10 protein-coding genes are annotated in these 12241 nt (G+C 41.6%); 8 read left to right on the top strand and 2 right to left on the bottom strand.

Going from position 1 to position 12241, the window contains the following annotated elements; translation table 11 throughout:
- A partial coding sequence (locus tag PHQ42_04215) for an efflux transporter periplasmic adaptor subunit (protein MDD5071910.1) occupies nt 1-228 on the top strand: 228 nt, incomplete at its 5' end.
- Nucleotides 229-264: 36 nt separating this feature from the next.
- The gene (locus PHQ42_04210) at nt 265-987 is read left to right on the top strand and encodes an ABC transporter ATP-binding protein (GenBank protein ID MDD5071909.1); all 723 of its coding nucleotides are present in this window, start codon (nt 265-267) and stop codon (nt 985-987) included.
- Between the two features lie 56 nt (nt 988-1043).
- Here the strand turns inward: PHQ42_04210 and PHQ42_04205 are convergent, their stop codons facing one another.
- Nucleotides 1044-1625, bottom strand: coding sequence for a hypothetical protein (locus PHQ42_04205; protein ID MDD5071908.1), 582 nt, complete (start codon nt 1623-1625; stop codon nt 1044-1046).
- Between the two features lie 226 nt (nt 1626-1851).
- Between PHQ42_04205 and PHQ42_04200 the strand changes: the two genes are divergently transcribed.
- Together PHQ42_04200 and PHQ42_04195 are read left to right on the top strand one after the other, a co-directional pair.
- Nucleotides 1852-3027, top strand: a complete 1176-nt coding sequence (locus PHQ42_04200; protein MDD5071907.1) for an ABC transporter permease — start codon at nt 1852-1854, stop codon at nt 3025-3027.
- Nucleotides 3028-3248: 221 nt separating this feature from the next.
- Nucleotides 3249-4538: an ABC transporter permease gene (locus tag PHQ42_04195; GenBank protein MDD5071906.1), complete on the top strand. Its 1290-nt coding sequence runs from the start codon at nt 3249-3251 to the stop codon at nt 4536-4538.
- Between the two features lie 230 nt (nt 4539-4768).
- Here the strand turns inward: PHQ42_04195 and PHQ42_04190 are convergent, their stop codons facing one another.
- Nucleotides 4769-5308, bottom strand: a complete 540-nt coding sequence (locus PHQ42_04190; GenBank protein ID MDD5071905.1) for a hypothetical protein — start codon at nt 5306-5308, stop codon at nt 4769-4771.
- A 250-nt stretch (nt 5309-5558) separates the two neighbouring features.
- On the opposite strand from PHQ42_04190, the gene PHQ42_04185 reads away from it, so the two are divergent.
- From PHQ42_04185 to PHQ42_04170, 4 genes are all read left to right on the top strand, one after another.
- Nucleotides 5559-7589, top strand: coding sequence for a DUF4012 domain-containing protein (locus PHQ42_04185; GenBank protein ID MDD5071904.1), 2031 nt, complete (start codon nt 5559-5561; stop codon nt 7587-7589).
- Between the two features lie 342 nt (nt 7590-7931).
- Complete coding sequence (locus PHQ42_04180; protein MDD5071903.1) at nt 7932-8939, top strand: rod shape-determining protein; 1008 nt, start codon at nt 7932-7934, stop codon at nt 8937-8939.
- A gap of 114 nt (nt 8940-9053) precedes the next feature.
- On the top strand, nt 9054-10337 hold the full coding sequence (locus PHQ42_04175; protein ID MDD5071902.1) for a glycosyltransferase family 1 protein: 1284 nt from the start codon (nt 9054-9056) through the stop codon (nt 10335-10337).
- Nucleotides 10338-10553: 216 nt separating this feature from the next.
- Nucleotides 10554-12241: S8 family serine peptidase (locus tag PHQ42_04170; GenBank protein ID MDD5071901.1), on the top strand; the 1688-nt coding region annotated here is incomplete at its 3' end.

Here is a 12241-nt window from a genome sequence, read left to right as displayed (position 1 = left end):
GCCAATGTTATTATTACCACCGCGTCCCGGGAAAACGTTTTAATCATGCCGTCCCGGGCGGTAATAGAAAAAAATAACGGTGAAAGATACGTAAGGATTTTGGTTGGCAAAACAGTCGTTGAGGAGCCGGTAAAAATCGGTCTGCGGGGCGACGGAGGCATGGTTGAAGTTTTGTCCGGAGTTAAAGAGGGCGATCAGGTTATAACTTTTATAAAAAACGGAAAATAAAATTTAACGGTAATTTTTAACAAGGAATATAAAAAAATGTCAGTTCCATTGATTCAGGCAAAAGATCTAAAAAAAGAATACCGGACAGATGAGGTCGTGACCAAGGTTTTGCACGGCCTTTCTTTTAATATTTCCAAAGGCGAATTCGTGGCGATTATGGGCCCTTCGGGATCGGGGAAATCCACTTTAATGCATATTTTAGGTTTGCTTGACCGGGCAACAAGCGGGACCTATGAATTGGAAGGGGAGAATGTAAACGACTTAAGCGACGATGAATTAGCCGGCTTGCGCAATAAAAAAATCGGTTTTGTCTTCCAATCGTTTAATCTGCTTCCCCGAACGACTGTTTTGGATAATGTGAAGTTGCCTTTGGCCTATTCCGAGAATAAAAATAATCCGAATAAAAAAGCCAAGCAAGTTTTAGAAAGCGTGGGTTTGGGCCATCGGTTAGATTATTTTACCAACCAGATTTCCGGCGGGGAAAAACAAAGAGTGGCCATTGCCCGGGCTTTGGTTAATAACCCTTCCGTGGTTTTTGCCGACGAGCCGACCGGAAATTTAGATTCTAAATCAGGCGTCCAGGTTATGGAAATCCTGCAGAAGCTTAATGATGCCGGCAATACTATAATTTTAGTCACCCATGAAACCTATACGGCCGAGCATGCTGATAGAATTATAAGAATAAAAGACGGATTAATTGTTGATGATTATGGCGTGTCTAATAAAAGATTGGCTCATGATGGGGAGATATTGAAATAAAAAATAAAAAGAGAGCCTGTGCAGACACAGGCTCCTTAGTTCATTCGAAAAGAGATTCAATGGACGACTTTGAGGCCTTTTACCTCAAGTTCGTTATAATATTCATCCGTAACCCTTTGGCAGACTTCAGCGTCTTGGAACATTGACCAAGCTGACATATAGTCTATTTCGACATAGCTGTTTCCCAGGAAGGATTCGAAATCTTCCCTCGGATTGCCGCTTGTCAGGGGAACGCCCGCGACTTCGGTCAACGGCTCGCCTTGACTAATCTTTATACCTTTTGGTAATTTCTGATCCGTGGCGAAAATTGAACATTTCTCTGTTTCATTAAGTGAATAATAGGCGCATTCCATTTGGATAAAACAGAGATAGGTCTGATACCACAGGATTTCTCTCTCACCCTGATCACCGGGGAGAATTTCTTCATTTTGAGCTTGGTACTCAGTTAAGAAGCCGAGAAACTGTTTTATTTTTTCAGCTCTGATCGTATCCGGCGCGGATGGTACCTGGGAAATTACGCCGGAATTATCTGCGTTCTCGATAGCCGGCTTCTGGGAATGTGATAAGAATAAGAAGCCGATTATGGCTATGGCAAGCAGAGCAACTACCGCTACCACATGGACTCTTTGCTTTTTCATGTACCCCTCCTTTTATGGGTGTTGTAATACTGAGAGCAATTTTCTTAATTAAATATAAACATAAAAATTTGAAAATGTCAATACTTTAGGTATATTTACATTTAATTATAAAACTTATTTAATTTTAGATTATTAGTTAAGCGCCTAAATGATAACTATTATTAGACAATGTATCCGTAACTCTACCACTTCGCTTCTAGCTAATAAGGTTAGAAGTTTTTTGACTATGCTCGGAATTATAATTGGTGTCGGGGCGGTTATTATTATTATGGCGGTCGGAGCCGGAGCCCAAAGTTTGATTTTGGCCCAGGTTAAAAGTCTGGGCACGAATATAATCGGTGTTTTGCCGGGTAAGGCCGAAAATGAAGGCCCGCCGGCTTCAGTCATGGGTATAGTTATTACGACTCTCACCTATGAAGACGCCGTTGCCCTGGGAGATAAAAGGAATGCTCCTCACCTTTCTGGAGTGGTGGCTTATTCCAACGGCGTGGGCTCGGCCAGCTGGGGTTCCAATAATTATGATACCAATCTAAGCGGTTGTACGGCCGGGATGATGGAGGTGGAAGGAGGAAGAATAGAAAAAGGCCGTTTTTTTTCCAAGGAAGAAGAAAAAAATTTGGCCAAAGCGGCGGTTTTGGGCCATACGGTTAAAAACGAACTTTTCGGCGAATCTGACGCGGTTGGGCAAAGAATAAAAATAAAAAAACACACCTTTGAAGTGATCGGGGTTATGGCGGAAAGAGGAACGGTCGCTTTTCAGGATTATGATGATCAAATTTTTTTGCCTATCCGGACAATGCAAAAGTTGATATTGGGAGTTAATCATATTAATATGATTAGGGCCAAAGTTGATTATGAAGAAAATATTGCCGAAGCCATGGAAGAAGTAAAAATTACTTTGCGGGAAAGGCATAATATTGCCGACGCAAGCGGCGCAAGCGACGATTTTACAGTCAGAAGTGCGGCTCAAGCTCTGGATATGGTAAAAATGATTACCGACGCTTTACGTTATTTTTTGGCGGCCATGGCGGCCTTGTCTTTGGTTGTGGGCGGGATTGGAATTATGAATATAATGCTTGTAAGCGTTACGGAAAGGACGCGAGAGATTGGTTTGCGCAAAGCGGTCGGCGCCAGCAATTTTAACATTTTAAGTCAATTTTTAATTGAGTCTATCGCCGTAACTTTTCTTGGCGGGGTCGTTGGCATTATTTTTGGGACTGTTATATCTTTTTTAATTTCAGTTATAGCCAATTTTTTGGGTTACGACTGGGAATTTTCCGTTTCTTTGGTTTCCATTCTTTTGGCTGTTGGGGTTTCGTCTTTGGTTGGTTTGATTTTCGGTTTGTATCCGGCCCGTAAGGCGGCGCGTCTGGAACCGGTGGAAGCTTTGCGGTACGAATAATATGTAACGATTAAGATTTTAAGACTATTTTAGAAATTCTAAATCCTAAACTCTAAACTCTAAACAAATTCAAAATTCAAATTAACAAATTTTTTAAACAAGTATTTTGAACATTTGAATTTTAGAAATTGAAATTTGTTTAGGATTTAGGATTTAGTGCTTAGGATTTTATTTTTCAATCTAATTAATATATTAAAATATTTTTAATAAGCAAGGAATAGATGAATATTGTTAATACAACCAAAATCGCTTGGCAGGCGGTGCACGCCAATAAAGTAAGGACTGGCCTGACGGTTTTAGGCATGGTTATCGGAATTGCCAGCGTAATTATTGTTTTTTCCGCGGGAGCCGGCATAAACAACCTGATCCTGGGGGAAGTGGAATCTTTCGGCGGCTCCGATATGATTGAAGTGGAAATAAAGGTGCCAAGCACAAAAAAGGGGATGGCGGCCGAAACCCAATCAGCCTCCAATTTAGCCACGGGGGTGCAAATCACAACTTTGACTTTGGATGATATGGAAGATATTAATAAATTGCCTAATATAGAAAGTGGTTATGCCGGCATAATGGGGCAGGAACTGGTAAGTTACGGCAGCGAGTTTAAGAAAGTTTTTTTGTTCGGCGCGACATCCAGTTTTATTGATATAGATAAAAGCGAAATTGATCTTGGCCGGTTTTTTACCGAAGCCGAAGATAAATCTTTGGCGCCGGTGGCGGTTTTGGGCAGCAAAATAAAGGAAAAGTTATTCGGCAATTCCGACCCCATCGGCCAGTTTGTTAAAATACGCCAAAAAAAATTCAGGGTTATCGGCGTCCTTAAAGAAAGGGGGGCGGTGATGACCCTGGATTTTGACGATTTTGTTTATGTTCCGGTAAGAACCTTGCAAAAAAGGGTTATGGGTATAGACCATGTTCTTTTTCTTATGCATCGGGTTAAGGACCCTAAATTTATTGATGAAACCGCCGAGGAAATGCGTTATCTCTTGCGGGAAAATCATGACCTTCCCCATCCCACCGAAGAATACGTGAGCTGGATGGGCGCTAGCAAAGATGATTTTCGCGTCGCTTCAATGGTGGAATCAATGGAAATAATGGAAACTGTTACAGGAGCCATTACTTTATTGCTTTTAGCGATTGTGGCGATTTCCTTAGTGGTTGGCGGAGTTGGAATTACAAACATTATGTATGTCATCGTAACCGAAAGGACAAAAGAAATCGGCTTACGCAAAGCGGTTGGGGCGAAATACGAGGATATTATGTGGCAATTTTTGGCAGAATCAATTTTTATTACAATTGCCGGCGGTGTTATCGGGATAATTTTAGGAGTTGGAATTTCTTTGTTTGTTTCTCTTGGGGCCAGTTATTATGGGTGGAATTGGGGATTTACCGTGCCAATCAAGTCTTTTGCGGTTGCTCTCGGATTTTCTTTATTTTTTGGCATAGCTTTCGGCTTGTATCCAGCCCGCAAAGCCGCAAAACTTGAGCCGGTAGAAGCGCTGGGGCATGAGTAAGCGCATAACGCATAGCGGAAGGAATTTATAAGAGATGGATTAAATGTTTTTTAAAATAAAAATGCCACGGGCAATAAGTCCGTGGCTTTTGGTATAAAAAAATAGGCTCGTGCAGAATATACATGAGCCCGTTTTATCTGGAAGTCCTGCCATCTGGTCAGGATCAAAAGGCGAATTATGCTTTCAAAGGGCTGTAGTAGCCACCTTCCCCGCTTCTAGCGTTGATTGTTTTACGCGGTGCATTGGAAAATAATCGCCAGTATTTCCTCGGGCGAAAATTCGTCAAGTTTTTTTTCGAGTCTTTCCAAATTCATTGGTCGGAGAAGGAGATATGGCCAGCGGGGCTGGTTGATACTAAGCATCGTGTACCAACTGGAAAAATCGATTTCTGAAAAAATTATTGTCCTTTCTCTGGTTTTGACAGTTATTGTCCGGCTGAATTCATTGAATTCCACTCGACCATTCATGGCCTTTTCAATTTTTTCCGCCTGGTCTTTGCAGTCGGCAAATGTCCTGGGCAGAACTAGAAAAGGGGACAGGCAGCCTTCCGGTATTTTCGGTATGAACTCCGGGTAAGAGCCTTTATTAATAGAGCTCCATAAAAGGTCAATATACTTTTGTTGACTTATCGGAGTTCCTGGTTTTTGAAACAAGTCGGCCCTGAAACATCTCAAAATTTGAGATGATATTAGGTGTCTCATATCTGCGAATTTAATTCTCGCCTTGGGTTTTACAAGCGCAAACGATTCATCTGATCTTTGGAAAACCATAATACCCCTCCATATGATTTTAGATTTATGTGAAAGATCTTTTTTCGTTTTTATTATTAGGATATTAGCATTTTTTTTATTTTTTGTCAATTTTTAGGCTTGTTAATCCTTGTTGTCTCTGCTATAATTTAGGTATATTTTACTACGAATTCTACGAATTTTAGGAATCCGAATTTAACTACGAATGCTACCTGCCTTGACGGCAGGCGGGTGAATTAAGGTATTCGGATTATAAGTTATAAGGTTTTTTATGTTTAAGCCTTCAAAATCAAATGGTTTGAATCTGGCCGGGGTTTATGAAAAAGCCGAGGATTTAGTCGCCTCGGCGCCATTTATTAAAAGACGGAGGAAAAGGCGGGTAATTTTTAGGGTCTTAAAATATTTATTTTTTTGTTTTCTTGTTCTGGTTTTTTTCGTTATTATTTCCGGTTTTAGCGTTTTTTTTAATTTTCGGCAGGTTTATAGGAGTGTAAACGCGGCCAAGGACAATTTAAGCCAAGCGGTTAATTTAATAAAAGAAGGAAAATTCGCTTCCGCTTCCGTCGCTTCAAAAGAAGCGGAAGAGGATTTTAATTTAGCTTCGCTCCACCTTGAAAGAGCCGGAGACAATTTTTTTATTTCCCGCCTGCCTGTTTCCAAGAGCCAGCTTAATAATTTCCGCTATTTGGTTGGGAGCGGAGAAATTATATCAAAATCGGTTTATCGGGCCGCCGTCATGGGCCAGGAGTTAAATGTTTTGTTTTTAAAACGGTCGGGTTCCAGTTTTTCCGGTTGGCAGCCGGAGGAAAAAAGGGAAATGTTGAAATTAATTTATGAATCCGGCCCGGAGTTGGCCGGATTAAAAGCCAATTTGGATTTGGCTTACCTCAATTTGGATCGAATTGATTACAGGGGAATATTTTGGCTTTTTAAAGATGAGATAAGCAAAATAAAAATTGAGCTTAAAGCTGGCGGCGTTTTGCTCCAGAGGGCCGTAACAATTGCAGAAATTTTGCCTTTTTGGGCCGGTTATCCGAATGAGATCGCCTTTTTGGCGCTTTTGCAGAATAATGATGAATTAAGGCCGACAGGAGGATTTTTGGGAACATATGGAATTTTAGAAATCAAAGACGGAGATATCTCCCGTTTTGACACCCATGACATTTACCATATGGATATGCCAGTCAAAGACAAGATTGATGTCGCCCCCCCCGAGCCTTTGGAAAAATATTTAAAAGTTGACAAATGGTTTATGAGGGATGCTAACTGGTCTCCTGACTGGCCGACCGCCGCTTCGCAGATTGAATGGTTTTACAAAAAAGAAGATTCGCTATTGCCGCCGGCAAACCAAATTAATAATTTTTCCGGAGATTTTTCCGGGATTGTGGCCATAACTCCGAAATTCGTTACAGATCTTTTGGCGATAACCGGACCGATTTTCACCGGCGGAGAGGAATATGATAAAGAAAATTTTCAGCAGTTGTTGCAATATAAAGTGGAAGCCGGGTATATTCAATTAGGCATTCCTTCCTGGCAGAGGAAAGAAGTTGTCGGAGAATTGGTAAAAGAATTAAAGATAAAATTATTTGATTTGCCTTTTTCTTCCTGGCGGCAGATTTTACTTGCCATTTCCGAGAATATTTTGGAAAAAAATATTTTGGTATTTTTGAAAGATCAGCCGGCGCAGAGATCAATAAAAGATTTTGGCGGAGCCGGGGAAATCAAAGAGGCAAAAGGCGATTACTTAATGGTGGTTGACGCCAATTTAGCGGCTTTGAAAACAGACGCTGTTATGAATAAGGGAATTGATTATAAGTTAGAACAAAAAGACGATGGCTTGTTTGTTAAATTAAAAGCTAATTATGCCCATAATGGCGGTTTTGACTGGCGGACAACCAGGTATAGGACCTATACTCGGATTTATGCTCCGGATGGGGCTAAACTGACGAAAGTTGAAATAAACAATGAAGAAAAAAATATGGAAGAAATTGATGTCGCCAGCGAGTTTAATAAAGCTGTTTTTGGCATGTTTATTTCCATTGAGCCTGGCAAGATTGGCAGTTTGTACCTTGAATACAAATTGCCGGATAATTTATGGAAATTGGCCAAAAACGGGAATTACAGCCTGTATATCCAAAAGCAACCCGGCAACAAAGTGGAAAATTTAGCAGTTGACTTAAAGTTCAAAAATAAGGTAAAATCATATAATCCGGCTGGTTTATCTGTAGAAAGGGAATTTGATGGGGGGATAAGATGGAAAACGGATTTAAGGATGGATAAGGGGTTTGAAGTTAATTTCTAATTCCCAATTCACCTAATTTCTAATAAAACCCTAAAATCCAAAGCTCAAATGCCAAATAAATTTCAAATACCAAAATCCCTGCCTGCGCCGACGCTTCGGCAGGCAGGCAAAACTATTTTTGACATTTGGATTTTGCCCGCCCCGCTTCGCTTGGCGAGGCCGGGGGATTTGATTTGTCATTAGGCCTGCCCCACTCGCCTTTAATTTGTTTAAATTAATTTAAGTTGTTTGCTGGATACAGGCGGGTAATTATCAGAAGACTATTTAACGCGAGGCGGGCCGGGAATTTTGACATTTGACATTTTATTAGAAATTAGAAATTGTAATTTAGAAATTTTGACTATGTTTATAAAACGGATAGGCATTGACCTGGGAACAACTTACACCTTAGTTTATCTGCCTCGGCGCGGTATAGTTATTAATGAGCCTTCGGTAGTGGCGATTTCCATGGAAGACAGGAAAATTTTAGCCGTGGGCAATGAAGCCAAGGACATGCTGGGGCGCACTCCGGACACGATTATAGCCCTGAAGCCCCTAAAAGACGGCGTAATCGCCGATTACCGCACGACCGAAGCGATGTTAAGGTATTTTATAAATAAAACTTTGGGCGGAATTCATCTTTTTCGGCCGGAAGTTATGGTTGCGGTGCCGGCCGGAATTTCTTCTACCGAGCGCCGGGCTGTGTCCGAAGCGACAATCGCGGCCGGAGCCAAAGCCGCTTATATAATAAAAGAGCCGATCGCCGCGGCTATCGGAGCCGATATTCCGATTGGCTCGGCTTCCGGGCACATGATTGTTGATATTGGCGGCGGGACGGCGGAAATGGCCGTTATCTCTTTGGGTGGAATTGTCGCTTCCACTTCGGTCCGGGTCGGGGGCAATAAATTTGACGCGGCTATTTTGGAATATATTCGGAGAAAGTATAACTTAGCCGTTGGGGAAAGGACTTCTGAAGAAATAAAAATAAACATCGGTTCCGCCTTATTTTTGGAAGATAAGCTGTCAATGGAAATCAGGGGCCGGGATATCATAACCGGCTTGCCGCGCAGCATCAACGTAACGAGCGATGATGTTACCGAGGCTATTCAGAATGAATTGGAAGCCATTATTTCCGCGGCTAAGAAAGTTTTGCATAAGACGCCGCCGGAACTGGCCGCCGACATAATGGACAAGGGCATGGTTCTATCCGGCGGGAGTTCTTTGTTGAGAAATATTGACCAGCTCTTGTCTCGCACTACCGGCGTGCCGGTTTATGTGGCCGATGAGGCTCTTCTGTGCGTGGCTAAAGGCACAGGGATAGCGCTGGATAATTTAAATAGTTATAAACGCAGTATTCTCGCGACGAAATAATATCCTTGTTTTTGATAAACTCTCAATATTTGCGCTTCAAGTCTGTTTAATTTCCAATTTTAAATTTTTGAAATTTAAAATTGTTTAAAAATTACAAAATTACAAATTTTAGTTATGCTAATTGGCATTGACGCTTCCAGGGCCAATAGGGACCATAAAAGCGGTACCGAGTGGTATTCTTATTATTTGATCAGATGGTTGGCGAAACTGGATGACAAAAATCAATATATTTTATATTCGGACAAACCATTAAAAAACGGCTTGTTGGATTTGACTACCCGGCAACACTTTCCCGATTCTAATCGGAGAGGAGAAATTAAATTTGACAAGAATGGTTATCAGATAATAAAGAGTCCTTATAATAATTTTCGGGCCAAGGTTCTTAATTGGCCCTTTGATTTTTTTTGGACTCTGGGAAGATTAACCTGGGAGATGCTAATCCATAGGCCGGACGCCTTATTTGTGCCGGCCCACACCTTGCCTTTAATTTTTCCGAAAAAGACAATGATTACCATTCATGACATTGCCTTTGAGAAGAATAGGCCTTTCTACAGAGCGGATGATATCGGGCCAGAAAAGAAATTTTTAAGGAATATTATTTGTTTTTTTGTCAGAGCCGCCACCAGAGGGGAATATAGAGCTAATTCTACCGATTATTTGAGATGGTCGACAAGATTCGCCCTGAAGCGCGCCAAAAAAATAATAACCGTATCTAATTTTTCCAAGGATGAAATATTGAAGACTTACAAAACCAGGGAAGAAAAAATAAAGGTGGTTTATAATGGTTATAATAAATTGCTGTATAGAAAGATTAATGACCGGGAAAAAATAAAAAGAATTTTGGATAAATACGGGGTTGAGAGCCCTTTCGTATTATATGTCGGACGCCTGGAAAAGAAGAAAAACACGCCGGCTTTGCTGGAAGCTTTTTGCTTAATGCGCGAGAATAATAAGGATATAAAACACAAGCTGGTTTTGATCGGGGACGCCAGTTTCGGTTATGACGAAGCGAAATATATTATAAGAGAATTTGATTTGGAGCCGGAGATAATTATGCCGGGCTGGGTAGAAGAAGAGGATTTGCCTTTTATCTATAACGCGGCAACCGCCTTTATCTTTCCCACAAAATATGAGGGCTTTGGCATCCCTTTGCTCCAGGCCATGTCTTGCCAAGTGCCGATAGCCGCGTCTTGCCTGCCGGTTTTAAAAGAAGTGGCGGGAGAAGCGGCTCTTTTTTTTGATCCCGACGATGTTAATTCAATAGAAGCGGCCTTAAAGGATATAATAACAGATAATAAGTTAAAGGAAATTTTAATAGAGAAAGGAAAAGAAAGAGTGGAAAATTTTAGTTGGGAAAAATGCGCCCGAGAAACCTTGGAAGAAATAAACAGACTTTAAATATATTTTACTCTCTATCCCTATTTGTGCTATAATAAAGATGTTATTTACCCCGCTAGATAGCATCTTTTATATTGGGTAAATTTTGGGCTTAATGTTTTTTATTTTTTTATTTTCATGTTGTATTTTACGCAAAAGTTATCAGCAATATTTAGCGGGGAGAGAAAGAATTCAAAGTCTTTTTTTATATATTTTTTATGCTTCGTAATTATTTTTTTGTTTTTTTCCGCTTATTCTGTCGGAGGCGCAGGCAAGGAGACGGGTTCGGGTGGATTATTTGAGGAAATAATAGTTAAGTTTAAGGATAGCGACAAGATAGAGGTTGTAAAAATTTTGCCGGAAGAGGATTTTTACGAGATTTTGGAAAAATATAACAGTGACGAGAGGGTTAGTTACGCCGAGCCTAATTATTTTTACCAGATTTCCTCTATCCCCAACGATGCTTATTATGGCAATCAATGGTATCTGGAAAAAATAAAGGCCCCGGCTGCCTGGGAATACGCAAACCAGAGCCCTAATGTGGTTATCGCTATTATAGATTCGGGGATTCAGATAAACCATCCGGATTTAGCCGGCAATATTTGGAGAAATACCAACGAAATTCCGGGCAATGGAATTGATGATGATAAAAACGGTTTTATTGATGATGTTAACGGCTGGGATTTCATAAACAATACGCCCGACCCTTCGCCCAAGTTTGAAGAGGGATTTACCGAGGCGGGAATTTTGCATGGCACAATTGTGGCGGGCATAGCCGGAGCAGTTGGCAATAACGGAATGGGGATAACGGGCATAACCTGGAAAACTTCCATAATGCCTTTGCGGGTTTTAAATGATAAGGGCGAAGGCAGAACGAGCGAGGTTGTTCGGGCGATTGATTATGCCGTTAATAATGGCGCCGACATTATAAATTTGAGTTTTGTTGGTTTTGGCTACAGCCAGTCTTTGCATGAAGCAATAAAAAGAGCTTATAACGCCGGAATAGTCATTGTGGCCGCGGCCGGCAATGAACAGGGAGAGGGGGACGGGTATGATTTGGACCGGACGCCGATGTATCCGGTTTGCCATGACGGTAATAACGGAGAAAATATGATTATCGGCGTGGCCGCCACCGACACTCTTGACCAAAAAACTAATTTTTCCAGCCATGGGTTTAAGTGTGTTGACATCGCCGCTCCTGGAGTAAGCATTTTCAGCACAACGGTTTACGAGCCGGGCAGGGCGCAATTCAACAAATATTACAATGGCTATTGGTCCGGCACTTCAATGGCCACGCCGATGGTTGCCGCCGCCGTTGCTTTAATAGAAGAAGTCAACCCGAAATTAACCCGCCATGAAGTTGTAAACATAATACTTAACAGCGCGGATAATATTAGCCGGCTTAATCCGGGTTTCTTGGGCCAGTTAGGAAAAGGCAGGTTAAACATTGCTTCTGCGATTGAAAAAGCGATTGAAGAACTTAAAAAAGAAAAGGTGAAAATATTAGCGGCTCCTTTTTCAAATTATATCAGCCAGACAAAAATAACTGATTATAACGGAGTGGCGGAAAAAGAGTTTTTTTCTTACGGAGAGAATTTCCGCGGCGGAGTTAACGTGGCGGCCGGCGACATAAATGGCAACGGAGTTGATGAAATTATCGTTGGCGCCGGTCCCGGCGGCGGCCCGCATGTTCGCATTTTTAATTCAGAAGGCTTGGTTTTAGGCCAATTTTTCGCTTATGACAAAAATTTCCGCGGCGGAGTTAACGTGGCGGCCGGCGACATAAATGGCGACGGAGTGGATGAAATTATCGTTGGCGCCGGTCCCGGCGGCGGCCCCCAGGTCAGAATTTTTGACGCTAAAGGCAGAGGTGAGAGCCAATTTTTCGCTTATGACAAAAATTTCCGCGGCAGAGTAAGGGTAGC

It is taken from the genome of Patescibacteria group bacterium, from assembly GCA_028711655.1.
Taxonomy (GTDB): Bacteria; Patescibacteriota; Patescibacteriia; order Patescibacteriales; family JAQTRU01; genus JAQTRU01.
Note: the sequence above shows the minus strand (reverse complement) of the source record. Positions and strands in the feature narration are given on the sequence as shown.

Bases quoted from the DNA above. Each gene is read 5' to 3' on its own strand.
- PHQ42_04190 (MDD5071905.1), bottom strand. From the start codon at position 5,308: ATGGTTTTCCAAAGATCAGATGAATCGTTTGCGCTTGTAAAACCCAAG.
- PHQ42_04205 (MDD5071908.1), bottom strand. From the start codon at position 1,625: ATGAAAAAGCAAAGAGTCCATGTGGTAGCGGTAGTTGCTCTGCTTGCC.
- PHQ42_04175 (MDD5071902.1), top strand. From the start codon at position 9,054: ATGCTAATTGGCATTGACGCTTCCAGGGCCAATAGGGACCATAAAAGC.
- PHQ42_04200 (MDD5071907.1), top strand. From the start codon at position 1,852: ATGCTCGGAATTATAATTGGTGTCGGGGCGGTTATTATTATTATGGCG.
- PHQ42_04180 (MDD5071903.1), top strand. From the start codon at position 7,932: ATGTTTATAAAACGGATAGGCATTGACCTGGGAACAACTTACACCTTA.
- PHQ42_04185 (MDD5071904.1), top strand. From the start codon at position 5,559: ATGTTTAAGCCTTCAAAATCAAATGGTTTGAATCTGGCCGGGGTTTAT.
- PHQ42_04195 (MDD5071906.1), top strand. From the start codon at position 3,249: ATGAATATTGTTAATACAACCAAAATCGCTTGGCAGGCGGTGCACGCC.
- PHQ42_04210 (MDD5071909.1), top strand. From the start codon at position 265: ATGTCAGTTCCATTGATTCAGGCAAAAGATCTAAAAAAAGAATACCGG.